We start from the raw sequence: 25476 nt of genomic DNA on the forward strand, positions 1-25476 counted from the left end.
GGCCTTAGTCCACTGTTTTGAGGGACTCCACCATGTCGATTTTTTTCAGTTTCTTCCGTGAGATAACGTTGACCAGGAAGGAGAACAGGGCGGTCAGGACTGCGGCGTACACATAGCTCATAACCCCCGCGTCCCGGCCGAACATGACCATATCGATCTCCACAGTGATGATGAGCCACTGGTGGAGGAATTTGCCCAGCACCAGGCCCAACAGGATGCCGAAGATGGTGAGGAAGATGTTCTCCCGGTAGATGTAGGCGTTGAGCTCGCCGGTGTAGAAGCCCAGCACCTTCAGGGTGGCCAGCTCCCGCATGCGCTCGGTGATGTTGATATTGGTCAGGTTGAAGAGCACCACAAAGGCCAGGGCGGCGGCGGACACGGTGATGATTACCACCGCGTAGTCCACGCCCTTCATGCCCTCGATGAAGGTGTTCTTGGTGTTCTCGATGCGGCTGACCGATGACACGCCGGACAGAGGAATGAGCTGCTCGGCCACCGCGTCGGAGTTTTCCTCCGTGTCGTCGGTGTAGGTGACCATCAGGCTGTTGATCTCGGAGGCCTGGCCGAAGAGGGACTCGTAGCATTCCTCGGTGATGTAGAGGTAGTGGAACACATAGTTTTCCGTCAGGTCGGTGATGGTGACCTCCGCCCGGCGGCTGTCCCCGTCCACCAGGGTGATGGTGTCGCCCACGCCCACGTCCAGCATGTCGGCCAGCTTCTCGGTGATCACCGCGCCGTCCTGGGACAGGCTCACTTCCGCGTTGTCCTGCCGGTGGCGCAGGTGGACAAAGTCGCTGAACCGCTCCTGGTCGGCCACGGTGAACAGGTACACGTTGCTGTCCAGGCTGCGGCTGTCGCTCTCGGCGGTGACGGGCTGGTTGGACACGGACATCCACTCGGACACCAGCTCGCTGCCGTCCAGCACGGCGGCGATCTCAGTCAGCTCGTCTTCGGTGATGTTGTCCATCAGGCTGATCTGGGCGCTGTACGGGGTAATCTCGTCGTACTGCTTGTCAAACACGTCGTACAGGGAGTTGCGGATGCCGAAGCCGGTGATAATCAGGGCGGTACAGCCGCCGATGCCGATGACCGTCATCCAGAACCGCTTCTTGTACCGGAACAGGTTGCGTATGGTCACCTTCCAGGTAAAGGACATCCGCTTCCACAACGGGCGAATCCGCTCCAGCAGCACCCGGCGGCCGGGCTTGGGGCTCTTGGGCCTCATGAGCTGGGCGGGCACCGCGGTGAGAGCGGCGAAGCAGGTGGCAAAGGCCGTACCGGTGACGCACAGCACCGCCGCGCCCACGGAGAGCAGCGCCACATCGGGAAGGAGGAACAGCTCCATGTCCCCCACGGTGTAGAGCACCTTCCAGGCGTTGAAGATAATAGTGGGGATAACGGTGACGCCCACAGCCAGGCCCAGCACGCCCCCAAGGAAGGAGGAGAGGAAACCGTACCCCACATACTTCAGGGCGATGGCGCTGCGGCTGTACCCCAGGGCCTTCAGGCCGCCGATCTCCACCCGCTGGTCCTCCACCATGCGGGTCATGGTGGTCAGGCACACCAGGGCCGCCACCAGGAAGAAAATCAGGGGGAACACGCTGGCCAGGTTGCCCATCCGCTCCGCATCCTGCTGGTAGGACACGTAGCCCACGTTGGTGTCCCGGTCCAGGATGTACCACTGGCAGTCCTCAATCTCGGCCACCTCCCGGCGGGCGTCGTTGAGCTCCTGCCGGGCGTCGGACAGCTTCTGCTCCGCCTCGGCCCTGCCGTCGGCGTACTCGGCCTCGCCGTCCAGCAGCTCCTGATAGGCGTCGTCCAGCTCCTGCTTGGCGTCGGAGAGCTCGCCGGGCAGGGTGGCCTTGGCCTCTTCCAGATCGGCTACGCCGTCGTAGTACTGCTTCCAGCCGTCGTCCAGCTCGGCCCGGCCGTCTGCCAGCTCGGCCTCGCCGTCCAGAATTTCCTGCCGGGCGTCCTCCAGCTCGGCCCAGCCGTCGGAGATCTCCTGCTGGGCGTCAGCCAGCTCTCTCCAGCCGTCGTCCAGTTCCTTCCGGCCGTCGGCAAGCTGCTTCCAGCCGTCCTCCAGCTCTGTCCGGGCCTCAAACAGGGTCTGTTCCGCCTCCTGGGACTGCTTCACGCCGGCCTCAAACTCAGCCCGGGCCTCGTCCACGGCCTTTTTGCCCTCGTTGTACTGGCTCCATCCGGAGGAGAGCTGGGCGGAGGCGGAGGAGAGCTGGGCTTCGGCGTCCGCCATCTGGGCCTCGCCGGCGGCAAAGAGCCCTGGAATGCTCTGGCTGAAAAAGGCCTTCAGCGGCTCCGGGTCGGGGGAGATCGGGGCGCCCGCCTCATCCGTGCCGCCCGCCGCCGCCAGTGCGGCGTCCAGCTGGGCGATGAGGCCATCGGCCTGCTCCTGGGTCATAAGGCCCTGGTCCACCATGTCCTGGATCTGGCCGGTAAGCGCGCCGCTGCCCCCGGCCAGGTTCAGCAGCGTGACAATGGCCTGGCCGTCGGCCGCGGTCCAGGGGGTCTCCGGGCTGAGGATGGCCTCGGCGCTGGTGAGGGCGGTGCCGGGGCTGAACACGGGCAGCACCTGGGCCAGGGTGCCCAGCTGTGTGTTCAGATCCTCTTTTGCCTTTGAGAGGGCGGCCCTGCCCGCCTCCAGCTGGGCCTGACCGGCGGAAATCTGCGCCGCGCCCGCCTCCAGCGCCCGCCGGGCCGCGTCCAGCTCCGCCTCGGCGGCCATCAGCTGACCGCCGCCGTCCTCCAGGGCCACCAGGCCGTCCTGGTACTCCTGCCAGCCCTCGTCATACTCCTTCTGGGCGTCGGAGAGAGTCTTGTAGTTCTCGCTGTACTCGGCCTCGCCGTCCAGCAGGTCCTGATAGCCCTGGTCGTACTCGGCCTTGCCGTCCTGCCACTCCTTTAAGCCGTCCCAGTACTTGGCCTTGCCGTCGGCGAGCTCCTGCACGCCGTCGGCGTACTCCTTCTCGCCGTCCTCCAGCTCCTTCAGGGCCTCGGGCAGGTCGGCCTCCGCGTCGGCAATCTGCTGCCAGGCGTCGGCGGATTCCGTCTCATAGGTCTCCAGGCCGTCGTAGTACTCCGCCCAGCCGTCGTCCAGCTCCTGCCGGGCGTCGGCCAGCTCCTGATTGGCCTCGGCCTCCGCGTCGTCAAATTCCTTCTGAGCGTCGTCCAGGGCCTGGTTGGCCTCGCCGATGACCTCGTCGTACCGCAGGGCGGCCCGCTCATCTCCCAGAGGCTCCAGGGCATCCACCAGGGCGTCCATCCGGTCGCCGTAGGCGTCGTCATAGCAGTACAGGTCCTTGGCCCAGGAGACGGTCAGGTAGGCGTCGGTGTAGGTCTCCATGTCAAAGGCGCCCTTGGGCAGCAGCACGAAGCCGTTGACACTGCCGGTGCCCAGGGAGGAGGTGCCCCGGTCGGTGGACAGGTACAGGGGGGAGTTGGCGGTGCCCACGATGGTGAATTCCTCCACGGCCAGAGCGTCGGCGTAGTCGCCGTCGCCGGTGTCAAAGGAGATTTTGTCCCCGATGGACAGCCCCGACGCCTCCAGCAGCAGGGGCTCCACCAGGCACTCGTCATCCGCCTCAGGCAGGCGGCCCTCCACCAGCTCGGGGGTGTTGATGCCCTGCTCCGACAATGACACCAGCTTGACCACCAGGTCGTTGCTCTCCAGGTGGAGGATGCCGTCGGCGGTGTAGCAGCCCTCGGCGGCGGAGATGTCCTCCAGGGAGGCCAGGTAGTCGATGTCGTCGTCGGTCAGGCCCAGGGTGGACAGCACGTGGAGGTCCATCAGGTTGTGATGGTCGTAATATCCGTCGGCGGTGCGCTCCATCACCGGGGCGGTGGTGCGCAGGCCGGAGAGAAAGGCCACCGCCAGGGAGGACAGCAGCAGCAGGGAGAGGAAGCGGCTCCTGGTCTTGCTGATCTCCCGCAGCGCGTCGGTAATCAGGCGGTTGTGCTTGGGTCTCATAGGAGAAATCCCCTCCTTTCGCGGTGTTCAGAGGATTACCACTCGATTTCCTCCACCGGGGTGGGGTGGTCGGTGCGCTCAACGGCGGCCACGGTACCGTTTTTGATGTGGATAACCCGGTCGGCCATGGGGGTGAGGGCGGTGTTGTGGGTGATGACCACCACGGTCATGCCCTGCTTGCGGCAGGTGTCCTGAAGCAGCTTGAGGATCTGCTTGCCGGTGACATAGTCCAGGGCGCCGGTGGGCTCGTCGCACAGCAGCAGCTTGGGGTTTTTGGCCAGGGCCCGGGCGATAGCCACCCGCTGCTGCTCGCCGCCCGAGAGCTGGCCGGGGAAGTTATCCATCCGCTCGGCAAGGCCCACGTGCCGCAGCACGTCCGCCGCGTCCAGGGGATCCCGGCAGATCTGGGCCGCCAGCTCCACGTTCTCCAGAGCGGTCAGGTTCTGCACCAGGTTGTAGAACTGGAAGACAAAGCCGATGTCGTACCGGCGGTAGGTGGTCAGCTCCTTCTGGCTGTAATCGGACACCTTCTGTCCGTCCACCAGGATGGTGCCCTCGTCGCACTCGTCCATGCCGCCCAGAATGTTGAGCACCGTGGTCTTGCCCGCGCCCGAGGGGCCCACGATGATGCAGAACTCTCCCTTTTCAATTTCAAAGGAGATGTCCCGCACGGCGGTGATGACCACCTCGCCCATCTGGTACCGCTTGACCACGTGTTCCAGGGAAATGTATGCCATGGTTTCCACCTCATGTGTGTTATTAAACAGGTGTTGATTTATCAACTTAATTATATTATATTGGATTTAAGGTTGGTTGCAATGGGCAGATAAGCACGATGCCGTACAAAATAAGACAGGTTTGCACACGAGTGTTGATTAATGTACAGATGAACAAAAGCTGTTGAAGGAGGGACCGCTATGACAGGGGAACAGGGGGACCGCCGGGTAAGGCGCACCAAGGCCATGCTGCGCGCGGCGCTGACCGAGCTGCTCAAAACCAAGCCGGTCAACGAGATCTCGGTCACCGAGCTGACAGAGAAGGCCGACGTGAACCGGGGGACCTTTTACGGCCATTACAAGGACATTTTCGACATGGTGGAGCAGCTGGAGAACGAGATGTTCCAGGAGTTCAGCGCCCTGCTTCAGGCCTATCCGGCCGACGCGCTCAAGCATGGCCTGCGGCCCATCCTGCGGGATGTGTTTGCGTTCCTCCAGCGGTACGGGGACATGGCGGCCGCCCTGCTGGAGCGGGACCGGGACACCCGCTTCCTGGAGCAGCTCAAGGGCATGGTGGCGGAGCGGGTCAGCCTGGAGTGGGGGCGGCTCTATCAGTTCGGCAACCCACGGGAGCAGGCCTTCTGCCTGTCCTTCCTGGTGGGAGGCGTGGTGGGCCTCATCCAGAGCTGGCTGGAGGGGGGACGGAAGGAGACACCCGAGGAGCTGGCCGCCCTGTCCGAGGCCATGATTCTCCGGGGGATTGAGGGGCTTAATCTGCCCAGGTGAGGGGTACGGTCTCCGACGGGGTACTTTTCACCGGCGAAAAGTACCCAAAAGCCGCCAGGGGGAAACAGGCGCAGATCGGCTTTTACAAGCCTTATGCGCCCGTTTCCCCCTGGTACCCCCTTTCGGGGATGCGTCCTGCGGCGGCGAAATTCAATGACCCGCCGAACTTGAAAGTAGTTACGATGCCGGTTCGGTGCCCCGCGTATCGTTCCTGCATCGCCCGAGCAGCGTTACCCGCCCAGACTTGCAGTCCCTGCAATTCATTGGCGATCTCAATGCCGCACGGGGCCTCTGCGCCGTATTTTGACTTCAGCTCGAACAACCTTGCCGCAAAAAAGAACGAAAGAGCGGGTCCGGACATAGTCCGGACCCGCTCTTTTGTTGCGGAATTGGTTTTATTACCGCTCTTCTCTGAAATAGGCCAAACCCAGACTCTGAGGCGGCTGATTTTGCCCCGTGCGGCGCAGCCGCCCGGGGACCCCGGGACAGAATCGCCATGGGCGGAATGAATCCGCCCTGCGGCAAGGTTTTGCTGCGCAAAACGCTTGGACGCGCCGGTGCGCGGCCCCGCGTTCGCGGGGGCGGAAAAATCAGCAGGGGAGCAAGGCAGAGGAGGAGAATTTACCGCTCTTCTCTGAAATAGGCCAAACCCAGACTCTGAGGCGGCTGATTTTCCCGCTTGCGGCGCATACTGACGGCCACCAGCACAATGACGGTGGCGATATAGGGGAAGATGTCGTAGATCTGGGCGGGGATGCCCAGAGCCACGTAGAGCCGCATGACGGACAGGGCGCCGAACACCAGGGAGCCCAGCAGGGCCCGGGCGGGGCTCCAGGTGGCGAAGATAACCAGGGCCACGGCGATCCAGCCCTTGCCGCCCACGCAGTTGTGGACCCACACGCCGCCCACGCCGTTGGCGGAGTTCATGACGATGTACAGCCCGCCCAGGCCGCAGATGCCGCCGCCCATGCAGGTGGCCAGGTACTTATAGAGGGTGACGTTGATGCCGGCGGCGTCGGCGGTGGCGGGGGACTCGCCCACGGACCGCAGGTTCAGACCCGCACGGCTCCGGCCCAGGAACCAGGCCAGCACGATGGCCAGAAGGATGCCCAGGTAGACCATGAAGTTGTAGGAGAAGAGCAGCTTGCCCACCACGGGCAGGTCCTGGAGCACCGGGATGCCCGAGTTGAAGGCGTTCTTGGTCACGTTGCCCACGGCCATGTAGCGGCTGGGGGCGGTGTTGCCGATGGCCTCGCCCAGGAAGTTGGCAAAGCCGGTGCCGAAGATGGTGAGGGCCAGACCGGTCACGTTCTGGTTGGCCCGGAGGGTGATGGTGAGCACGCTGTAAATGAGGGTGCCGAAGGCGGCGCACAGAATGGCGCACACCATGGCGATGAGCACCGACACCACCGGGTTGGGGTTGGCCGCGGCCTGCTCGTAGTAGTAGGACCCGGCCAGACCGGCCACGCCGCCCATGAACATCATGCCCTCCACGCCCAGGTTCAGGTTGCCCGACTTCTCGGTGACAATCTCGCCCAGGGTGCCGAAGAGGAGGGGCGTGCCCGCCAGCACGGCGGCCACCACAAAGCTGAGGATTTTATCCATTGCTGTGCTCCCCCTTTCCGCGGAAAATCAGCCGGTAACGGATGAAGAACTCGCACCCCAGCATGGCGAAGAGGATGATGCCGGTGAGCACGTCGGCCACCGAGGCGGGGATGCTGAAATTGGTCTGGATGGTGCCCGAGCCCTTGGTGAGGATGGCCAGGAAGGCGGCGATGAACACCATGATGATGGGGTTGAGGCCGGCCAGCCAGGCCACGGTGATGGCGGTGAAGCCCACGCCGCCGGCGGTGTTGGCGTTGAGGGTGTAGTCCGCGCCGGACACCACCGTGAAGCCCACGATACCGGCGATGGCGCCCGAGATGCACATGGTGCGCATGACAATCTTGGGCACGCTCATGCCGGAGTAGCGGGCGGTGGCCTCGCTCTCGCCCACCACGGCGATCTCATAGCCCTGCTTGGTGTACCGCAGGTAGAGGAACATGAGGACCACGAAAATCAGCACGATGATCCAGCCCGCGTGGACGCCCAGCACCTTGGGCAGACGGGCATTGGAGGCAAACTGGGCGATGATGGGGAAGCCGGTGCCCTTGGTGTCCTTCCAGGGGCCGTTCTGGAGGTACTGCTCAATGCCCAGGGCGATGTAGTTGAGCATCAGGGTGAACAGCGTCTCATTGGTGCCCCATTTGGCCTTGAAGAAGGCGGGAATCAGGCCCCACAGGGCGCCGGCGATGGCGGCGGCCAGGCACATGACGATGAGCAGGGGCACCTTGGGCAGGGTGTCGGCCCAGAAGAGGGCGAAGTAGGTGGCGGCGATGCCGCCGGCCAGAATCTGGCCCTCAGCGCCGATGTTCCAGAACTTCATCATAAAGGCGGGGGCGATGGCCACGGCGGCGCCCAGCAGGGGCACCGCGATTTTCACCGTCTCACGCCGTCCGGTCTGGGTACCCAGGGAGCCGCGAATCATGTCACCGTACACCAGGAAGGGGTTGTGCCCCAGCAGGAGCATAATCAGGGCGCCCAGCAGCAGGGCCAGCACGATGGCGGCGGCCCGGATGGCCCAGGACTTGCCCCGGGAAATATCCGTCCGCTTGGCGATGCGCACCAGGGGTTCCCGGTGCTCCGCCGCTTTCACTTGGGCTGTCATCAGGCCTCAGCCTCCTTTCCCGACTGGGTCATGAGCAGACCCACCTGGTCCTTGGTGGCGGTGCGGGCGTCCACCACGCCGGTGACCCGTCCGCCGCACAGCACCACAATCCGGTCGCACAGCTCCAGCAGCACGTCCAGGTCCTCGCCCACCAGCAGCACCGCCACGCCCTTCATCTTCTGCTCGTTGAGCAGGCGGTAGATGGTGTAGGAGGAGTTGATGTCCAGACCCCGGACCGGGTAGGCGGTCATGAGTACGGTGGGGGAGGAGGCGATCTCCCGGCCCACCAGCACCTTCTGCACGTTGCCGCCCGACAGCTTGCGCACCGGGGTGTCCACCCCGGGGGTGACGATCTCCAGCTCCTGGATGAGCTTCTCGGCCAGGGCCCTGGGGGCCTTCCGGTCCACCAGGGGGCCTCTGTGCTCCTTGTAGGTCTTGAGCATCATGTTGTCCACCATGTCCATGGAGGCCACCAGGCCCATGCCCAGCCGGTCCTCGGGCACAAAGGCCAGGGACACGCCGATCTTCTGGATCTGGGTGGGGTTCTTGCCCACCAGCTCCTCGCCGGCCTTGTCCACGGGGACATGGTTTCCGGCGATGTCGCTCTTGGGGTGGGGGGGATAGTAGAAGATATGGCCCGACTCCACCTTCTGCAGGCCCGCAATGGCCTCCAGCAGCTCCTTCTGGCCCGAGCCGGCCACGCCGGCGATGCCCAGAATCTCGCCGCCCATGGCGGTGAAGCTCACGTCGGTGAGGGACTTGACGCCGTCGCTGCCCCGGCAGTTGAGGCCCTTGACCTCCAGACGCAGGTCGTGGTACTTGGCCATGGGCCGGTCGATGTCCAGGGTGACGGCGTGGCCCACCATCATGTCGGTGAGGGCCTGGGGGTTGGTTTCGGCGGTGTTGACGGTGCCGATGTACTTGCCCTTGCGGAGCACGGCCACCTTGTCCGAGATGGCCATGACCTCGTTGAGCTTGTGGGTGATGATGATGATGGACTTGCCGTCTGCCTTCATGTTGCGCAGCACGGCAAAGAGCTTCTCGGTCTCCTGGGGGGTGAGGACGGCGGTGGGCTCATCCAGGATGAGGATGTTGGCGCCCCGGTAGAGCACCTTGACAATCTCCACCGTCTGCTTCTGGGACACAGACATGTTGTAGATCTTCTGATCCGGGTCGATGTCGAAGCCGTACTTCCCGCTGATGGCCCGCACCTCACGGGCCACCTTCTTCCGGTCCAGGCGGCCCTTCTGGTCCAGGCCCAGGACGATGTTCTCGGCGGCGGTGAGCACGTCCACCAGCTTGAAGTGCTGGTGGATCATGCCGATGCCAAGGTCAAAGGCGTCCCTGGGGGAGCGGATGGTGACCTCCTTCCCGTCCACCCAGATCTGGCCGGCGTCGGGGAAGTAGATGCCCGAGAGCATGTTCATCAGGGTGGTTTTGCCGCTGCCGTTCTCGCCCAGCAGGGCCAGAATCTCGCCCCGGTCCACCTCCAGGCTGATTTTGTCGTTGGCCACCACCGGGCCGAAGGTTTTGGTAATGTCTTTCAGACGGATGGCTGTGTTGGCGTCCAAATCCTTCACCTCGCTTGCGCGTCATATGGCGGGGGACCTGGTCCGCCGCCTGTGGTTGTGTTCCTCCGCGGGAGGAAAGAGCGGGTGGAGCTGCGGGAAAGCAGCGTCCACCCGCTCTGTCAGGAACTTATGGGACTGCAAAAATACCGGGGAGCCGGTTACTGGATGATGCTGGTGATGCCGTCGATGATGTAGCAGAAGCTGGGGGCGGAGGCGGTGCCGCTCTCGTCGTAGAACTCGCCCTCGGGCAGGGTCCAGTCCTCAGTCTTCTCGCCGGTGTTGGCGTCAAAGGCGTAGCCGCTCAGGGGGCCGGAGAACACGTGGAAATCCTCCTCCATGAACTTCTTCTCGGCGGCCTCGATGGCCTCGGCGGTGCCCTCGGCGATGATGTCCTCGTTCAGGGGGGAGAGGTACACGGCGCCGTCGGCAAAGCCCTGGCACCAGTCGTCGGGGATGGTCTCACCGTTGATGACGGCGTTGAGGGCGAAGGTGTAGTACACGCCCCAGTCCACACGGGCGGACACCAGGGAGGCCTTGGGGGCGGCGGAGATCATGTCGGCGTTGTAGCCCACCTGGAAGGCGCCGTTGGCCTCGGCGGTGGTGGCGGGGGCGGTGGTATCGGAGTGCTGGGAGATGACGCCGCAGCCGTCGTCAATGAGGGCCTGGGCCACCTGGGCCTCCAGGGTGGGGCTGGACCAGGAGTTGGTGTACATGACCTCCATGGTCACCTCGGGGTACACGCTCTTGGCGCCCAGATAGAAGGCGGTGAAGCCGGAGACCACCTCGGCGAAGGGGTAGGCGCCCACATAGCCCAGCTTGGGGTTGCCGATCTCCTTGGCCTTCATGCCGGCGGCGATGCCGGCCAGGTAGCGGGCCTCAAAGATCTTGGTGAAGTAGTTGTGGTCGTTGGTGTTCTCGGTGCCGGCGGCCTGGTAGCCGGTGGCGTGGCAGAACTGGATCTCAGGGTACTCCTGGGCCAGGGGGATCATGAACTGCTCGTGGCCGAAGCTGTTGCAGAAGATGATCTGGCAGCCGGCCTCGATGCACTCCTGGATGGCGGTGGTGCAGGAGGCGTCCTCGCCCACGTTGCGCTTGACCACCAGCTGGGTGTCCGCATCCAGGCCGCAGGCCTCAAAGGCCTCCTCCATGCCGACCATGTGGTTGTAGTTGTAGCCGTTGTCGTTCTCCTCGCCGATCATGACAAGGCCCACCTTCAGGTCGGCCGCGGCGATGCCGCCGGTCTGGCCGGAAGCGCCGCCGGTGGGGGCGGGGGAGCTGTCGTTGTTTCCGGCGTCATCGCCGCAGGCGCCCAGAGCCAGCACCATGGACACGGCCAGAAGCATTGCAAGCAGTTTCTTCTTCATTGGGTTGTTCCTCCTTCAAAATACCTGTTTCCTCTCATTTCTACGTGGCGAAAGACAGTTCTATGAATCACGGAGGAGACAAAGGGACCGCCAGAGTCCCGTCCGCGTCTCCGCCGGTAATTCCTGCGGAGCGCGGCCGGCAGGATACCCTGGCGGTCTCGCGCAAACATCCGCTCATCACGGCCCGGCGGGGCCGCCTGCGGCAGCAGGGGTGCCATGTGCAGCAGAAACAGGCTCCGGCGCACCAAACCGGAGCCGTTCTTCAGATGGGGAAACTGCGGGAGCTCAGCAGAACTCGATGCTGTCCTCGCTCATACTCTTAATTCTTGCCAGGGACTCCACCCGCACGCCCATGGAGCGGATGAGGTCTCCGCCGGGCTGGAAGGCCTTCTCAATGCAGATGCCCGCGCCCACCACGGTGGCGCCGGCGGCCTCCACCAGCTTGATCAGGCCCTGGAGGGCGCTGCCGTTGGCCAGGAAGTCATCGATGATAAGCACACGGTCCTCCGGCAGGAGGAACTCCTTGGCCACAATGATGTCGTACACCTTGCCGTGGGTGAAGGACTCCACCTTGGAGGTGTACACATCCCCGGCAATGTTCTTGGTCTTGTTCTTTTTGGCGAAGATAACCGGGACATCAAAAAACTGCGCGGCCACGCACGCGATCCCGATCCCCGATGCCTCGATGGTCAAAATCTTGGTAACCCCACAGTCGCCGAACAGCCGATGAAATTCCCTGCCGATCTCGTTGAACAGCTTCACGTCCATCTGGTGGTTCAAAAAGCTGTCCACCTTGAGCACGCCGCCGCTGCGGATCTTGCCATCCCGGCGGATGCGATCTTCCAAAAGCTTCATAAACACGATCTCCCTGCCGATAAAAATAGATAGGTACATTGTAGCGAAAAAGAAGCGCCAGTTCAATCGCCTATATTCTATCAAAAAAACGGACATTTGTCATCTTAATTTAGAAATTTTCACAGCAGGAATTCAGAGCAGGAGAGAAAAGAGGAAAAAGCCGGGAAAAAAGCAGAAAAACGACAAAGGCCGGGCGTCCGCTCCTTGACGCCCGGCCCCTGCCGAAGGAAAGAGGATACAATGAAATGAAAAGAAACTGTCTCTTGCAGGTATTATAATACCCGGCAGTTGTTAACAGAGAAAGAGGAGAATGTTACAAGAGCATTAAATATTCTCGATTTTATGTAAATTCCATGTAATGAGGCGGGACATCTGGAACAAAGCGGGAAAAAGGGGGCCGGGCCGCGGAATTCCGCGGCCCGGCATGAAAAAGGATAGGAGGATAAAATGAAAAGAAATCGCTGTCTCTTGCTGGTATTATGTTACCAACAGAATATTAAGAATATAAGGTGGAATTGTTACAAAAGAATCAAATCTTGCCTGCCGGGGAGACGTTCTTCCCCCGCCGGTCAGAGGAGCACGTCGGCGGCCTCGGGGTGCTTGTCCCGCCAGAGGGCCGCGTAGGAGCAGGCGGTCCGGGCCTGACGGCCGCTCTGCCGCAGGGCGGCCACCGCCGCCTCCATCAGCTTCCCGGCCACACCCTGGCCACGCAGGCTGCCGTCCACAAAGGTGTGGTCGATGACGCACACCCCGTCCGCCCCGGCGGGAAAGGTGATCTCCGCCAGCACGCCTCCCGTTCCGTCGGGGAGAAAAATCCGGTTGTCCTCGTACTGAAATTCCATATTAAATTCTCCTTTCACTGCTGCGCAGCAGGCGGGCTTTTTCCGCTTCTCCCGCAGGCGCTGGAAGAACTCCTGCATCAGCGCCCCGCTCTCCTGGGCCAGAATGCCGCCGGTGACCTGGGGGCGGTGGTTCAGGGGGGCGGCGAACACGTCCAGGGCGGAGCCGCAGGCCCCGAACCGGCTGTCCACCGCGCCGTACCACACCCTGGGAATCCGGGCGTTCACAATGCCTCCGGCGCACATGGCGCAGGGCTCCAGGGTCACATACAGGTCGGCTTTGTGGAGCCGCCAGCCCCCCAGAGTCCGGTTGGCCTCATGGATGGCCATCAGCTCGGCGTGGGCCAGGGCGTCCTTGTCCTCCTCCCGGCGGTTGCGGCCCCGGCCCACCACCCGGCCCTCCCATACCACCACGCAGCCCACCGGCACCTCGCCGGCCGCCATGGCCTCCCGGGCCAGGTCCAGGGCCTGGCGCATATATCCCTCGTGGTCCATTTGTCCGCGCTCCTCTCAAACTGTGCCTCAATACTTCATTTTATCTATTTTCTCCATACCGCGCAAGGGATAGCTGTGGAAAATCCGGCGGATCTGTGCTATGCTGTGTAAGACACAGCATGCCCGGCGGGACGCCTGCCGGGCCGGAAGGAGACAGACGGAGCTTATGAGACTTTGGGATAAGCTGGGGCTGGACATGGACCGCCACCGGGTCATCGCCCTGGTGGGCGGCGGCGGCAAGACCACCACCATGTACGCCCTGGCCCGGGAGGCCCGGGAGGCGGGAAAGACGGTGATTGTGACCACCACCACCCATATCCTGCCCCATCCCGGCCTGTTTATGACCGGAGAGAGCGACCCGGCGGCCCTGAGGGCCCTGCTGAACAAGCACGGCATCCTCACCGTGGGCCGGCTGGACCGGAAGGACAAGATGACCGGCGGCGACGTGGCCGCCTGCGCTGCGGCGGCGGACATTGTGCTGGCCGAGGCCGACGGGGCCCGGGTGCGGCCCCTGAAGGCGCCGGCGGACCACGAGCCGGTGATTCCGCCCCAGGCCGCCGCGGTGCTGGCCCTGGCGGGCATGGACTGCCTGGGCCGGACGGTGGGGGACATCTGCCACCGGCCCGAGCGGGTGTGCGCCCTGCTGGGGTGCGATATGGACCGCGTGATTGCCCCTGCCGACGCGGCGGCCATTCTCTCCAGCCCCCAGGGGGGCAGGAAGGGCGTGGGGGAGGCCGTGGCCTTCCGCTGCGTGCTCAACAAGGCGGACACCCCGGAGCGCCTCCGGGGCGCGGAGGAGATCGCCGCCCTGCTGGCGGCGCAGGGGATTTCCTCCGCCATCACCGCCTACTCCGAGGAGGAGCAGGGCGGCCTGAGCTGGTTCCGGTGAGGGCTGTACGCACCATAGTGAAATAAAACCGCGCCCCGGTGCTCCGGCGGCGGAAAAAGGAGTGGACAGACAGTGAAACGGATTTTGATTAAGGGAGCCGGCGACCTGGCCACCGGCACGGCGGTGCGGCTGCACCGGGCGGGCTTCCCCCTGGTGATGACCGACATCGAGCAGCCCACGGCTGTGCGGCGCACGGTGTCCTTCTGCCAGTGCATGTACGACGGCACCTGCGTTGTGGAGGGCATCACCGCCCGGCGGGTGTACAGCGGCGTGGAGGCCCTGGCCGCCCTGGAGAAGGGGGAAATCCCGGTTCTCAACGACCCGGAGGCCAAAATTCTCAAGGAACTGGACTTCTTCGCCGTGGTGGACGCCATCCTGGCCAAGAAGAACGTGGGTACCACCATCCATGACGCCCCTGTGGTGCTGGCCCTGGGACCCGGCTTCACCGCCGGCGTGGACTGCCACGGCGTCATTGAGACCCAGCGGGGCCACGACCTGGGCCGCCTTATCACCGACGGCTCCGCCGTGCCCAACACCGGCGTGCCGGGCGACATCGGCGGATATACCACCGAGCGCATCATCCGGGCCTGTGCCGACGGCACCTTTGAGCCTGTGGCCGCCATCGGCGACCAGGTGCAGAAGGGCGACCTGGTGGCCAGAGTGGACGGACAGCCGGTGTACGCCCTCATCACCGGCGTGGTGCGGGGCATGCTCCCCGCCGGGCTGAAGGTATGCAAGGGCATGAAGTCGGGGGACATCGACCCCCGCTGCGAGGTGCGCCACTGCTTTACGGTCTCCGACAAGGCCCGGGCCATCGGCGGCGGCGTGCTGGAGGGACTGCTCTACTTCGGAAAGGAGAAGGGACTATGGAACGACTGATCATCTGCGGCGGCGGCCACGTGTCGCTGGCTCTGGCCCACATGGCCTCCATCCTGGACTTTGACATCACCGTCATCGACGACCGGGAGGAATTTGCCAACAAGGAGCGGTTTCCCATGGCGGGCCAGGTGCTGTGCATGGGCTTTGAAGAGGCGCTGGACCAGCTGGGCAGCCGTGCCGACGACTACTACGTCATTGTCACCCGGGGCCACGCCTTTGACCGGGACTGCCTGGCCCACGTGCTCCGGGGCAAATACGCCTACGCGGGCATGATCGGCAGCAGGGGCAAGGTGGCGGCGGTGATGAAGAGCCTGCTTGCCGAGGGCTTCCCCCAGGCGCAGCTGGACGGGGTCCACGCCCCCATCGGCATCAAGCTGGGGGGCCAGAGTCCGGCGGAGGTGGCGGTGTCCATCGCCGCCGAGCTGGTGGCCGAGCGGGCCAGAATCGGCTCCATGCCCCCGCCGCCCCCCGAGCAGGAGCCCGGCGTGCTGGTGACCATTGTCAGCAAGCGCGGCTCCGCCCCCAGAGGGACGGGCGCCTGGATGCTGGTGCGGCCCGACGGGTCCATTCTGGGTACCGTGGGCGGCGGCGCGGCGGAGCACAAGGCCCGGCAGGACGCCCTGAAGCTGTGGAACGGGGAGGACATCCCCGCCCGGCAGGTCTACGACCTGTCTCCCAACGCCGCCGACCTGGGCATGGTGTGCGGCGGCGTCATTGAGGTGGAGTTCGCCCTCCGCCGCTGAGAGAGAAAGGGGAGTATCAGCGATGAGACGGGGAAAGATTGGAACGCGCATTGCGGCCGGGGCCCTTGCCCTGAGCCTGACCCTGAGCCTGGCCCAGGCGCCCGGGGCCCTGGCCGCGGGGAGCAGTCAGCCCTCCTCCTGGGCCGCCGCCGAGGTGGAGCGGGCCAGAGAGGCGGGACTGCTGGATTTTAACCCCCACTCCGGGTATCAGGAAAACATCACCCGGGGGGAGTTCGCGGCGCTGGCAGTCCAGCTGGCCAGAACCCTGGGCTGCCCGGTGGGACAGCTGAAGTATGACGACTGGCAGGGCACCCCCTTCACCGACCTGACCGAGGGTACCGACGGCGTATACAGCGCCGCGGCCTGGCGGCTGGGGCTGATGAACGGCGTGTCGGACACGGCGTTCGCTCCGGAGCGCACCATCACCCGCATGGAGATCTGCGTCCTGCTCAGCCGGGTCATGGACGTGTGCGGCGTGGCGCTGCCTCAGACGGTGCCCGGCGTGGCCGAGCGCATCGCCTCCGGCGCCGAGGGGACCGTGCCGGACTGGGCCGTGGAGGGGGTGGAGAACCTGATCGGCTCCGGGCTGATGCAGGGCTCCGGGGAGGGCTGGCAGCTGTCCGCCTACACCACCCTGGAGCAGGCCGCCATGCTGGCGGTCCGGGCCATGGACGCCGGGCAGGCAGAGCTGGCGGAGACCCTCTTCACCCAGGCCGAGCGGGAGAAAATTGCCCGGCTCAATGAGCTGCGGGCTGCCTTCGGCAATCCCGGCGAGCCCTACGCCCAGACGCCCTCGGTGGAGGAGTTTATTCCCGGCGCGCTGAACGGCGCCTTCCTCCAGGACGGCCTCAACGCCGTCAACTACGTCCGGGCCATCGCCGGGCTCAGCCCGGTGGCCCTCAACCCTGAGAAAAACGACCTGGCCCAGACCGGGGCCCTGCTGCTGGCGGCGGGGGAGTTCAGCCACACCCCCAGCCGGCCCGCCGGCATGCCAAACGCCCTGTATCAGAAGGGGTACCAGGCCACCTCCACCAGCAACATCGGCCAGGGCTACCGGAACCTGTGGGAGTTCACCCTGTCCTGCGCGGACGACGCGGGGGAGAGCACCCTGGGCCACCGCCGCTGGCTGCTCAACCCCAGCCTGACCACCATCGGCATGGGCTACGTGGAGGGGAGCGTCACCACCGTGGTGACAGGCGGCTCCACAGACGCCGCCGGGCACGACCTGGTGACCTGGCCCTCGGAGGGGGTGTTCCCCGCGGGGCTGGTGGGCAGCAGTACGGTGTGGAGCTGCACCCCCGACCCGGACAAGTACGATGTGAGCGGCAGCAGCCTGACCGTCACCGTCACCGACAACCACGGGGGCCGCTGCGTCCTTGGGGAGAGCGCCTCCGCCTACGGCCGTCTGCTCCCCCAGGTGGGGGCCGTCTGGCTGCCCCCCATAGACCAGGACACCAGCCAGGTCACCGTGGAGACCGGGGGCTACGGCAGCGGCCCGGCCATCCTCTTCACCCCCTCCCAGGTATCCCTGGAGCCGCTGACGGTGCTCACCGTGGAGATTGCCGGCCTGCGGCTCAGGAGCGGCGGCACCGAGACCGTCACCTATACCGTCAAGCTGTTCTAAGTTCCCAAAATTCAGACCTCAGAGGAGGAAACCAGGCAAATGTGGGCATATGAGCGGACCTTTTATCAGATCTACCCCCTGGGCATGTGCGGCGCGCCCGGGGAGAACGACGGCGTCACCGTTCCCCGCATCCGGCGTGTGCTGGACTGGGGGGACCACCTGGAAAAGCTGGGCGTGGGGGCCGTGGTATTCAACCCGGTGTTCCAGTCCGACCGGCACGGGTACGACACCCGGGATTTCCTCACCGTGGACTGCCGCCTGGGCACCAACCAGGACTTCAGGGACGTGTGCGACGACCTGCACCGCCGGGGCATAAAGGTGGTGCTGGACGGCGTGTTCCACCACGTGGGCCGTGGGTTCTGGGCCTTCCAGGACGTGCTGCGCAATCGGGAGGGCAGCCCCTACAAGGACTGGTTCCACATCAACTTCGGGGGCAACAGCAACTACAACGACGGCCTCTGGTATGAGGGCTGGGAGGGACACTATGAGCTGGTGAAGCTGAACCTGTCCAACCCCCAGGTGGTGGACTATCTGTTCTCCTGCATCCGCAAGTGGGTGGAGGAGTTCGGCGTGGACGGCCTGCGTCTGGACGTGGCCTACCTGCTGTCCCAGGACTTCCTGCGGTCCATCCGCTCCTTCTGCGACAGCCTCAAGCCCGACTTCTTCCTCTACGGCGAGATTCTGGGCGGCGACTACCGCCGCATCATGGGGGACGGCCTGCTCCACTCCTGCACCAATTACGAGTGCTTCAAGGGCCTGTGGTCCAGCTTCAACGACAAGAACCTGTTTGAGATCAACCACTCCCTGAACCGGCTGTTCTCTGACGGACAGTACACCCTCTACCGGGGCTGCCACCTGTTCTCCTTCGCGGACAACCACGACGTAAACCGGCTGGCCAGCAACCTGCACCGCAGCGACGATATGCCCCTGTGCTACGCCGTCCTCTTCGCCATGCCCGGCGTGCCCTGCCTGTACTACGGCAGCGAGTGGGGCATCCAGGGGGCCAAGGGCAGGGGGGACGACAGCGCCCTCCGTCCCGCCCTGGAGAAGCCGGAGTGGAACGACCTCACCGACCGCATCGCCGGGCTTATCAGGGCCCGGGCGGGCAGCAAGGCCCTCAACGGCGGCGGCTACCAGACCGTGGTCATCACCAACCGGCAGCTGGTGTTCCTGCGGCAGTACGAGGGCGAGCGGGTGCTCTGCGCCGTCAACCTGGACGACGCCGACTACACCGCCCGGCTGGGGGGCTATTCCGGCCCGGCCACCGACCTGGAGACCGGCGAGAAGCTCACCCTGGGCGAGAACCAGCTTCTCCCTGCCCGTACCGCCTTCCTCTGGCGGCTGGACAACTGAACACAGACACAAAAGGGCCCCGGAGCAATGGCTCCGGGGCCCTTTTTCCACATATAGAGGAAGAAATGTTGAAAAGTTCAGTTCTGAGCCAGGTCGGCGGGGGTGTCCACGTCCAGCAGTTCGGCGGCGCTGTCCGCCTCCACCAGCACCAGCCGGTCCGGGTGGGCCTTAATCACCGCGCCGCCGCCGGTGTCCCCGGCGAGGGCGGAGAGCTCCGGGAAAAATTCACTGGGAAAGAGACAGGGATTGCCCTTTTTTCCCTGCCAGCTCAGGGCGGGGATGGTGTCGGGCCGGGCGGCAAAGGCGGCCAGCACCCGCTCCACGCTCGCCCGGGTGAGCCAGGGCTGGTCGGCCACGGCGAACAGGGCCCCGTCCGCCCCGGCCTGCTCCGCCGCCGCGGCGCCCAGCCGGACGGTGGCCGAGATGCCCTCCTCCGCGCCGCCGTTGAACACGGGGGTGTACCCCAGCTCCTCCGCCAGGGAGAGAATTTCAGGGTAGCGGCTCACCACCAGGGCGGGGGCGAACAGCTCCGGCGGGCAGGCGGCCATCACCCGGCGCACCAGGGGCAGGCCGTCCACGGTCCGGAGCAGCTTGTTAGCCCCGAACCGCCGCCCGGCCCCCGAGGCCATGAGCACCAGGGCGACTTTTATCTCCACAGCTGGGCGCCCCCTCTGTGGACAAACTGTCCCGCATTCTCCAGCACCACCCTGCCGTTCTCCGCCGCAACCCGGCCGGAGAGGAACACGGTCTCGGGCCGGCCCACAGCCTCAAAGCCCTCGTAGGGGGTGTAGTCCACCTTCTGGTTCTGCGCCCCGGCGGTGATGGTCCAGCGGGCCTCCGGGTCCCAGATGACCAGGTCGGCGTCGCTGCCCACCGCCAGCACGCCTTTCCGGGGGTACATGCCGAAGAGCCTGGCGGGCTGCTCGGCCAAAACCCGGGCCATGTCGGCGGCGGTGATGCGGCCGGTTGTCACCCCGGCGGTATACATGAGGGCGGGGCGGTGCTCCACGCCGGGCATGCCGTTGGGGATTTTGGAGAAGTCCTCCCGGCCCAGGGTTTTCACGCCGTCAAAGGCAAAGGAGCAGTGGTCGGTGCCCATGGTGTCAATCTCCCCGGCGGAGAGGGCCTGCCACAGAGCCGCGCTGTCCTCCTCCTTCCGCAGGGGCGGGGAGAGGACAAATTTGGCGCTTTCGAATCCGGGCAGCAGATATTTGTCGTCATGCAGCAGGAAGTACTGGGGGCAGCTCTCCACATAGCACTTCTGGCCCCGCTCACGGGCGGCCCGGACCACCTCCAGACCCCGCAGGGTGGACAGGTGCACCACGTTCACAGGGTAGCCCGCCAGCTCGGACAGGGCCAGCCACCGGTTCACCGCCTCGGCTTCCACCACCGGCGGACGGGACAGGGGGTGGGCCTCCGGGGACAGATGTCCCGCCGCCCGCTGGGCCCGGATACCCGCTGTGACCATGTCGCCGTTCTCGCAGTGGCAGCCCACGATGCCCCCCTCCCGGGCCACCGCCTCCACCACCTCCAGGGCCTGGCCGTCGGTGATGCGCAGGTTGTCGTAGGCCAGGTAGACCTTGTAGGAGGTAATACCCGCGGCGGTCATGTCGGCCAGCTCGGCCTTGATGCGGGGGTCCCAGTCCTTGATGGTCATGTGGAACCCATAGTGGCAGGAGGCCCGGCCGTCGGCCCGGCCGTGCCAGGTCTCCAGGGCGGAGGAGAGGGAGCAGCCCCGCTCCGGCTCGGCGAAGTCCAGCACGCAGGTGGTGCCCCCCGCCAGGGCCGCCCGGGTGCCCGAGACCCAGTCGTCCGCCGTCTCGTTGGGCAGGCCCTTGTTCATCTCAAAGTGGGTGTGGGTGTCGATAAAGCCGGGGAACACCAGCTTGCCCGCCGCCTCCACCACCTTGCAGCCCTCGGCGGGCAGGCTCGGGCCGATGGCGGTGATTTTGTCCCCGTCCATCCGCAGGTCGGCGGCCACGGGGCCCTGGGGCAGGATGAGTGTGCCGCCCCGGATAAGGGTGGATGTATGCTCAGACATAGTAAAACCTCCGTTCCGCCCTGGGGGCGGCAGTCTCCTGGGTTATGGGTGGATGTTTCGCGCCGCAAAGGCGGACAGCAGCTGGGCCATGTCCGGCTTCACCGCCATGGGCTCCCCGGCGGCTTTGATGCCGCTGGCCGCGTCCTTCAGGCCGTTGCCGGTGACGATGCTGACAACCGTGGATGCCGGGTCGATAAGCCCCAGCTCCACCGCCTTCTTCACCCCCGCCGTGGCGGCCACCCCGGCGGGCTCGCCGAACACGCCGCAGGTGCGGCCCATGAGCCCCATGGCGGAGAGAATCTCTCCGTCGGATACGTTGACCGCCACGCCGCCGCTCTCCCGCACGGCGGCAAGGGCCTTGTCCGCGTTGCGGGGCACGCCCACGGCGATGGAGTCGGCCAGGGTGTTCTCCTCCATGGGCCGCCAGGGCTCCCCGGTCTGGAGGGCGCGGTTCAGGGGGCAGCAGCCCTCGGCCTGGACCGAGATGAGTTTGGGCAGGCGGTCGATGAACCCGGCGGCGTACAGGTCCTTCAGGCCCTTCCACGCCCCGGCGATGGTGCAGCCGTCCCCCACGGACAATGCCACATAGTCGGGCGCCTGCCAGCGGAGCTGCTCCATGATCTCCAGCGTCACCGTCTTTTTGCCCTCGGACAGGTAGGGGTTGATGGCGGCGTTGCGGTTGTACCAGCCCCAGCGGTCAATGGCCGCTTTGGACAGGGAGAAGGTGTCCTCATAGCTGCCGTCCACACTGATGACAGTGGCCCCGAAGATCTGCAGCTGGGCCACCTTGCCCCTGGGGGCCCGGGCGGGCACAAAGATGTAGCTCTTCAGACCCGCCGCAGCCGCGTTGCCCGCCAGGGAGGAGGCCGCGTTGCCGGTGGAGGAGCAGGCGATGGTGTCCGCCCCCGCCTCCCGGGCCTTCACCACCGCCATGGCCGAGGCCCGGTCCTTCAGGGACGCGGTGGGGTTGAGGCCGTCGTCTTTGAGGAAAAGCCTGTAAAGGCCAATTGCTTGCGCCAGCCGGTCCGCCCGGTACAGGGGGGACCAGCCCACCCGCAGGGGCGGCGGGGGAGAATCCGGCTCCACGGGCAGGAACGGGCGGTACCGCCACATGGACCAGTCGGTGCAGTCAGCCAGGGAGTTTGGGGAGAAAACCGAGCGGATGTAGTCGTAATTGTACTCAATATCCAGAATTCCGCCGCACGCGCAGGTGGTCAGGCCGGGCACGGCCTCGTACTCCCTGCCGCAGCGGACGCATTTGGCGCAGCGGACGTTTTTCATCATAAAAATTACTCCTTTCGGCTGCAAAAGAGTTGAAACCACGGGAAAAAGAGCGAAAAGAGTGTTCGGGCTGAAACTAAAACACGGCGCAGAACCTTCGTGCGGCATTGAGAAAGGTAATTGAATTGAAACTACTTACAAGTTTGGGAGGGTAACGCTGCTCGGGTAGAAGGGGAACGGTACGCAGGGCACCGAACCGGCGAGCAACTGCTTTCAAGTTCGGAGGGTAATTGAACCCCACCGCCGCCGGACGTACTCTGAAAGGGGTCCGGGGAAACGGGGGCATTTGGCCCTGAAAGGGCCCTCTGCCCCTGTGTCCCCGGCGGCTTTTGGGTCCTTTTCGCCGGAGAAAAGGACCTCCCCGAAGGGCGTTTCTCTGCAAGCTATGTGTGCACTGAAAGCCTTCCCCTCATCCGCCCCTTTCAGGGGCACCTTCCCCCAGGGGAAGGCCAATTTATCTCACAGCTGACCCAGCACGCCGGAGGCGGTGTTGAACTGGTCAATGAGGGCGTCCAGCTCGCCCACCTGGGCGTGGACCTTCTCCCACTCGTCGCCGTACCAGAGGGCGTCCAGCTCCGCCGCCGTGCGGCCCTGCTGCTCCACCCAGGTGTAGTACTTCAGGTTGTGGACCCGCCTGCGGTCGCAGTAGTTCAGCTCGGCCATGGCGTCGGTCCTGAGGCCCAGCAGGTGGAGGCGGTGGTCCAGAGCGGCGGCGCGGCGGTCGTAGGGGCCGTGCTCCGCCGCCAGCTCGGCCACCCGGGAGCCGTACATGGCCGCCGAGTCGGTGAGTACGGTGACCACCACGTCCCGCCCGGTAAACTCATAGTACCTGGCCATCTTCACGCAGCAGAGCACATTTGCGATGCCGCTGATGCCCAGCCAGGACAGCTTCTCCAGGGTCCCGGCGTCCACCCCGGCCTCTTCGGCCAGGTAGGCCAGGCCCTCCTCCTCGGCAAAGAGCCGCAGCAGCCGCAGGGCGTCCTCGTCGTCAATGTCAATGACCATGTCGGTGTTTTTCACATTGTGAATCCAGGGGATGTGCTTGTCGCCGATGCCCTCGATGCGGTGGTCGCCGAAGCCGTTGCGCAGGATGGTGGGGCACTGGAGGGCCTCGCCCACCGCCAGCTTCATGCCGGGGTAGACCTCCTTGAGGTAGTCGCCGCAGCCGATGGTGCCCGCGCTGCCGCTGGTGAAGCAGGCCCCCGAGAGCCGGTCCCCGGGCCGCTTGACGCCCTCGAACAGGGCGGACAGGGCCTCGCCGGTGACCTGGTAGTGCCACAGGTGGTTGCCCATCTCCTCAAACTGGTTGAAGATCATGCACCCCGGGTCCCGTCGCAGCTCGTTGGTCTTGTCAAAGATCTCCTTCACGTTGCTCTCGCAGCCGGGGGTGGCGATGACCTCCGCGCCGATGGACGCCAGCCAGTCAAACCGCTCCCGGCTCATGCCGGCGGGCAGGATGGCCACGCCCCGGGCGCCCAGCAGCTTGGAATTGAAGGCGCCGCCCCGGCAGTAGTTGCCGGTGGAGGGCCAGACCGCCTTGTGGCGGGTGACGTCGAACTGGCCGGTGACCAGCCTGGGGACCAGGCAGCCGAAGGAGGCGCCCACCTTGTGGCAACCGGTGGGGAACCACTTGCCCGCCATGGCCACAATCCGGCAGGGCACGCCGGTGAGGGCGGGGGGCAGCTCCACATAGTTGGGCACATGCCGGAACAGGCCGCCGGACTCCCTGGCCTCGTTTTTCCAGGTGATGCGGAACAGGTTCAGGGGATTTACATCCCACAGCCCCACGGTTCTGAGGCCCTCCTTTACCTTCTCCGGGATGGAGTCGGGGTGCTTCATCTGCCGGAAGGTGGGGATGAGGATGCCGTTTTCCCGGGCGTTGCGCAGGTTGCGCTCCAGAGCCTCGGGGCGGATGGTCAGGTCAATCATGGCGGTGCCTCCTTTTTATTTCTGAATGGGACGGCCTAGCTGTTTTTGCCGTCCAGATAGCTGTACAGGGTGTACTTGGAGATGCCGAAGAAGGCGGCGATCTTGTCCCCCGACTTGGTGATGAGCAGGGCGCCGGCGTCGTTGAGGAAGCGGATGGCCCGGATTTTGTCCTCCCGGTCCATGAGGGCCACCGGCTTGCCCACCAGCTCCACCGACTCCCGCAGCAGGTCGTCCAGCAGGTCGGACACGCTGCGGGTGATGCGCTCGGGCTCCTTTGCGGAGGGCTCCCGGGGAGTGACCAGGGGCCGGACGGCCTGCTCCACGGTGAGAAGGGCGGAGATGTCGTAATTGATGGAGAAAATAGCCTCCGGCTTGCCGGAGGGGTCCCGGATAAACAGCGTGGAGGATTTGAGCACCTTGCCGTCGGGCGTGCGGGTCAGGTAGGCCAGGTGGTCCTCCTGCTGCCCGCCCCGGAGGGACTCCAGCACCACATGGGACGGGCCGCTGCCCAGGGAGCGGCCGGATACGTGGCCGTTTTCAATGTGGACCACGGTGTGCTCCGGGCTGTCGGTCAGATCGTGGATGACCACCTCGCAGGCCGGGCCGAACTGGACGGCCAGGCCGTGGGCCATCTGCCGCAGGAGGGAGAGACGTTCTTCGCTGAGCATGGGGAAAGGGGCTCCTTTCTTGGAAATAGGCGCCGGAAAAAGGGAAAAATCCCGGCCGGCGTGTCTGTTTCTTCCATCATATCACAGCCGGAGAAGAAATCAAGGCGAAAACAAACTTCATGCGCGCAGCGCCGCACCGCGAAAACAGGCAAAAGCCATGGCGCATGGAGGTTTGCGCATGCGGGCCGTCCCCAGCCCGCGCGGTAATTTTATGGCTGTGCCGCCGAATGGGCGCACAGCCGGGTTTGCTGTGCTTTTGTACAGCAAAAGACAGTCAGTCCGCCTGAAAAGATGCGGGAGGGTGAGATTGTTCACAAAATACCGGTTGATTCCGGCGGGGGACATGCTATGCTTATTCCAGCAACGTTTCGAATCAAGGAGGATATAAGCCATGAGCGCACAGTTTGATGAAATTATCCGGGAGCTTGAGACGCTGGACCTGAAGAACATGTACGGAAAGGACTTCTTCCTCACCTGGGACAAGACCGGCCAGGAGCTGGCGGGCGTGTTCGCGGTGGCCGACGCCCTGCGGGACCTGCGGGAGCGGAACATTTCCACGCGCCTCTTCGACTCGGGCCTGGCCATCTCATTGTTCCGGGACAACTCCACTCGAACCCGCTTCTCCTTCGCCTCCGCCTGCAACATGCTGGGCCTGGAGGTCCAGGACCTGGACGAGGGCAAGAGCCAGATCGCCCACGGCGAGACCGTCCGGGAGACGGCCAACATGATCTCCTTCATGGCCGACGTCATC

The 25476-nt window shown here is 65.0% G+C and carries 19 protein-coding genes and 1 pseudogene; 7 read left to right on the forward strand and 13 right to left on the reverse strand.

Annotated elements, in window-relative coordinates:
• Positions 1 to 4 precede the first annotated feature (4 nt).
• Both QZY67_RS02035 and QZY67_RS02040 read right to left on the reverse strand, forming a co-directional pair.
• Positions 5 to 3985, reverse strand: a complete 3981-nt coding sequence (locus QZY67_RS02035) for an FtsX-like permease family protein (RefSeq protein ID WP_295368306.1) — start codon at positions 3983 to 3985, stop codon at positions 5 to 7.
• A gap of 35 nt (positions 3986 to 4020) precedes the next feature.
• On the reverse strand, positions 4021 to 4722 hold the full coding sequence (locus QZY67_RS02040) for an ABC transporter ATP-binding protein (RefSeq protein WP_295368307.1): 702 nt from the start codon (positions 4720 to 4722) through the stop codon (positions 4021 to 4023).
• Between the two features lie 180 nt (positions 4723 to 4902).
• Here QZY67_RS02040 and QZY67_RS02045 point away from each other — a divergent pair, with 180 nt between their 5' ends.
• Positions 4903 to 5487: a TetR/AcrR family transcriptional regulator C-terminal domain-containing protein gene (locus tag QZY67_RS02045; RefSeq protein WP_295368308.1), complete on the forward strand. Its 585-nt coding sequence runs from the start codon at positions 4903 to 4905 to the stop codon at positions 5485 to 5487.
• Positions 5488 to 6108: 621 nt separating this feature from the next.
• Here the strand turns inward: QZY67_RS02045 and QZY67_RS02050 are convergent.
• From QZY67_RS02050 to tadA, 6 genes are all read right to left on the reverse strand, one after another.
• Positions 6109 to 7092, reverse strand: a complete 984-nt coding sequence (locus QZY67_RS02050) for an ABC transporter permease (protein ID WP_295368309.1) — start codon at positions 7090 to 7092, stop codon at positions 6109 to 6111.
• Entirely contained in the window at positions 7085 to 8194 is a 1110-nt protein-coding gene (locus QZY67_RS02055; protein WP_006570920.1) for an ABC transporter permease, read from the reverse strand. The genes QZY67_RS02050 and QZY67_RS02055 overlap by 8 nt, the downstream gene beginning before the upstream one ends.
• Complete coding sequence (locus QZY67_RS02060) at positions 8194 to 9765, reverse strand: ABC transporter ATP-binding protein (protein WP_295368310.1); 1572 nt, start codon at positions 9763 to 9765, stop codon at positions 8194 to 8196. Before QZY67_RS02060 ends, QZY67_RS02055 begins: the two co-directional genes overlap by 1 nt.
• Before the next feature lie 158 nt (positions 9766 to 9923).
• Positions 9924 to 11129 (reverse strand): BMP family ABC transporter substrate-binding protein, encoded by a 1206-nt coding sequence (locus tag QZY67_RS02065; protein ID WP_295368311.1) that lies wholly within the window; start codon positions 11127 to 11129, stop codon positions 9924 to 9926.
• A gap of 285 nt (positions 11130 to 11414) precedes the next feature.
• Complete coding sequence (locus QZY67_RS02070) at positions 11415 to 11984, reverse strand: xanthine phosphoribosyltransferase (protein ID WP_295368312.1); 570 nt, start codon at positions 11982 to 11984, stop codon at positions 11415 to 11417.
• Between the two features lie 569 nt (positions 11985 to 12553).
• Positions 12554 to 13318, reverse strand: coding sequence for a tRNA adenosine(34) deaminase TadA (gene tadA / locus QZY67_RS11910; protein WP_366448925.1), 765 nt, complete (start codon positions 13316 to 13318; stop codon positions 12554 to 12556).
• A gap of 166 nt (positions 13319 to 13484) precedes the next feature.
• Here tadA and yqeC point away from each other — a divergent pair, with 166 nt between their 5' ends.
• The 5 genes from yqeC to QZY67_RS02105 all read left to right on the forward strand — a co-directional run bounded on the left by yqeC (position 13485) and on the right by QZY67_RS02105 (position 18806).
• On the forward strand, positions 13485 to 14207 hold the full coding sequence (gene yqeC, locus QZY67_RS02085; protein ID WP_295368313.1) for a selenium cofactor biosynthesis protein YqeC: 723 nt from the start codon (positions 13485 to 13487) through the stop codon (positions 14205 to 14207).
• 72 nt (positions 14208 to 14279) lie between these two features.
• Positions 14280 to 15086, forward strand: coding sequence for a selenium-dependent molybdenum cofactor biosynthesis protein YqeB (gene yqeB, locus QZY67_RS02090; protein WP_295368314.1), 807 nt, complete (start codon positions 14280 to 14282; stop codon positions 15084 to 15086).
• The gene (locus tag QZY67_RS02095; RefSeq protein ID WP_295368315.1) at positions 15074 to 15829 is read left to right on the forward strand and encodes an XdhC/CoxI family protein; all 756 of its coding nucleotides are present in this window, start codon (positions 15074 to 15076) and stop codon (positions 15827 to 15829) included. Before yqeB ends, QZY67_RS02095 begins: the two co-directional genes overlap by 13 nt.
• Positions 15830 to 15851: 22 nt before the next feature.
• Complete coding sequence (locus QZY67_RS02100; protein ID WP_295368316.1) at positions 15852 to 17453, forward strand: CAP domain-containing protein; 1602 nt, start codon at positions 15852 to 15854, stop codon at positions 17451 to 17453.
• 39 nt (positions 17454 to 17492) lie between these two features.
• Positions 17493 to 18806, forward strand: coding sequence for an alpha-amylase family glycosyl hydrolase (locus QZY67_RS02105; RefSeq protein ID WP_295368317.1), 1314 nt, complete (start codon positions 17493 to 17495; stop codon positions 18804 to 18806).
• Between the two features lie 77 nt (positions 18807 to 18883).
• Here QZY67_RS02105 and QZY67_RS02110 read toward each other — a convergent pair whose 3' ends face one another.
• From QZY67_RS02110 to QZY67_RS02130, 5 genes are all read right to left on the reverse strand, one after another.
• Positions 18884 to 19462: a nucleotidyltransferase family protein gene (locus QZY67_RS02110; RefSeq protein ID WP_295368318.1), complete on the reverse strand. Its 579-nt coding sequence runs from the start codon at positions 19460 to 19462 to the stop codon at positions 18884 to 18886.
• The gene (gene hydA, locus QZY67_RS02115; RefSeq protein WP_295368319.1) at positions 19453 to 20847 is read right to left on the reverse strand and encodes a dihydropyrimidinase; all 1395 of its coding nucleotides are present in this window, start codon (positions 20845 to 20847) and stop codon (positions 19453 to 19455) included. The genes QZY67_RS02110 and hydA overlap by 10 nt, the downstream gene beginning before the upstream one ends.
• Positions 20848 to 20889: 42 nt before the next feature.
• Entirely contained in the window at positions 20890 to 22128 is a 1239-nt protein-coding gene (thrC, locus tag QZY67_RS02120) for a threonine synthase (protein WP_295368324.1), read from the reverse strand.
• Between the two features lie 459 nt (positions 22129 to 22587).
• Positions 22588 to 24057 carry a pyridoxal-phosphate dependent enzyme gene (locus QZY67_RS02125; protein WP_295368320.1) on the reverse strand — a complete coding sequence of 490 codons (1470 nt, stop codon included), beginning with the start codon at positions 24055 to 24057 and terminating at the stop codon, positions 22588 to 22590.
• A 35-nt stretch (positions 24058 to 24092) separates the two neighbouring features.
• Complete coding sequence (locus tag QZY67_RS02130; RefSeq protein WP_295368321.1) at positions 24093 to 24725, reverse strand: helix-turn-helix transcriptional regulator; 633 nt, start codon at positions 24723 to 24725, stop codon at positions 24093 to 24095.
• Between the two features lie 391 nt (positions 24726 to 25116).
• Here QZY67_RS02130 and QZY67_RS02135 point away from each other — a divergent pair.
• Positions 25117 to 25476 (forward strand): annotated as a pseudogene (locus tag QZY67_RS02135) (knotted carbamoyltransferase YgeW); the annotation flags it as partial.

Origin of the sequence: uncultured Pseudoflavonifractor sp. (assembly GCA_904419835.1) — a bacterium.
In the GTDB taxonomy this organism is placed as follows: Bacteria; Bacillota; Clostridia; order Oscillospirales; family Oscillospiraceae; genus Pseudoflavonifractor.

What these genes read in the sequence shown, in the direction of transcription:
- tadA (WP_366448925.1), bottom strand. Translation starts at nt 13,318, where the DNA reads ATGGACCACGAGGGATATATGCGCCAGGCCCTGGACCTGGCCCGGGAG.
- QZY67_RS02100 (WP_295368316.1), top strand. Translation starts at nt 15,852, where the DNA reads ATGAGACGGGGAAAGATTGGAACGCGCATTGCGGCCGGGGCCCTTGCC.
- QZY67_RS02105 (WP_295368317.1), top strand. Translation starts at nt 17,493, where the DNA reads ATGTGGGCATATGAGCGGACCTTTTATCAGATCTACCCCCTGGGCATG.
- QZY67_RS02130 (WP_295368321.1), bottom strand. Translation starts at nt 24,725, where the DNA reads ATGCTCAGCGAAGAACGTCTCTCCCTCCTGCGGCAGATGGCCCACGGC.
- QZY67_RS02040 (WP_295368307.1), bottom strand. Translation starts at nt 4,722, where the DNA reads ATGGCATACATTTCCCTGGAACACGTGGTCAAGCGGTACCAGATGGGC.
- QZY67_RS02095 (WP_295368315.1), top strand. Translation starts at nt 15,074, where the DNA reads ATGGAACGACTGATCATCTGCGGCGGCGGCCACGTGTCGCTGGCTCTG.
- QZY67_RS02065 (WP_295368311.1), bottom strand. Translation starts at nt 11,129, where the DNA reads ATGAAGAAGAAACTGCTTGCAATGCTTCTGGCCGTGTCCATGGTGCTG.
- thrC (WP_295368324.1), bottom strand. Translation starts at nt 22,128, where the DNA reads ATGAAAAACGTCCGCTGCGCCAAATGCGTCCGCTGCGGCAGGGAGTAC.
- yqeC (WP_295368313.1), top strand. Translation starts at nt 13,485, where the DNA reads ATGAGACTTTGGGATAAGCTGGGGCTGGACATGGACCGCCACCGGGTC.
- QZY67_RS02035 (WP_295368306.1), bottom strand. Translation starts at nt 3,985, where the DNA reads ATGAGACCCAAGCACAACCGCCTGATTACCGACGCGCTGCGGGAGATC.
- hydA (WP_295368319.1), bottom strand. Translation starts at nt 20,847, where the DNA reads ATGTCTGAGCATACATCCACCCTTATCCGGGGCGGCACACTCATCCTG.
- QZY67_RS02055 (WP_006570920.1), bottom strand. Translation starts at nt 8,194, where the DNA reads ATGACAGCCCAAGTGAAAGCGGCGGAGCACCGGGAACCCCTGGTGCGC.
- QZY67_RS02070 (WP_295368312.1), bottom strand. Translation starts at nt 11,984, where the DNA reads ATGAAGCTTTTGGAAGATCGCATCCGCCGGGATGGCAAGATCCGCAGC.
- QZY67_RS02045 (WP_295368308.1), top strand. Translation starts at nt 4,903, where the DNA reads ATGACAGGGGAACAGGGGGACCGCCGGGTAAGGCGCACCAAGGCCATG.
- QZY67_RS02125 (WP_295368320.1), bottom strand. Translation starts at nt 24,057, where the DNA reads ATGATTGACCTGACCATCCGCCCCGAGGCTCTGGAGCGCAACCTGCGC.
- QZY67_RS02050 (WP_295368309.1), bottom strand. Translation starts at nt 7,092, where the DNA reads ATGGATAAAATCCTCAGCTTTGTGGTGGCCGCCGTGCTGGCGGGCACG.